Annotated in this window: 1 protein-coding gene; it reads left to right on the forward strand. The window is 69.8% G+C overall.

Annotated features, from left to right (window positions below; genetic code table 11):
• The coding region (locus CCL05_RS46795) for an amidohydrolase family protein (protein ID WP_244204585.1) at nucleotides 1-389 on the forward strand (389 nt) is incomplete at its 5' end.
• Between the last annotated feature and the right edge of the window lie 151 nt (nucleotides 390-540).

Here is a 540-nt window from a genome sequence, read left to right on the forward strand (position 1 = left end):
TCGGCGCCGGCGTGCCCGGCGGGGGAGGCATCAGGCTCAAGTACTCCAACCCGCTGCACGTGGACGACGTCGCCGCCGACTTCCCGCACCTGAAGATCATCCTGGCGCACCCGTCGTTCCCCTGGCAGGACGAGGCCCTGGCCGTGGCCACGCACAAGCCGGGCGTGCACATCGACCTGTCCGGCTGGTCGCCGAAGTACTTCCCGCCGCAGCTCGTGCAGTACGCCAACACGCTGCTGAAGGACAAGGTGCTCTTCGGCTCCGACTTCCCCGTCCTCACCCCGGACCGCTGGCTCGCCGACTTCGACAAGCTGACGATCAAGGAAGAGGTCCGGCCGAAGATCCTCAAGGAGAACGCCGCCCGTCTGCTCGGGCTGACGAAGCCGTAAGGGGCGTGACATGCGCAACGAGGGACTGGGGTCATGGCCCGCACGCCGGGCCCGCAAGACCCCGCACCGCACCGCCCTGATCCACGGCGGCACCACCCGCACCTACGCCGGCCTGTACGACCGCACCACCCGCCTCGCCCACGCCCTGCGC

Source organism: Streptomyces africanus, assembly GCF_002150735.1.
GTDB lineage: Bacteria > Actinomycetota > Actinomycetes > Streptomycetales > Streptomycetaceae > Streptomyces > Streptomyces africanus.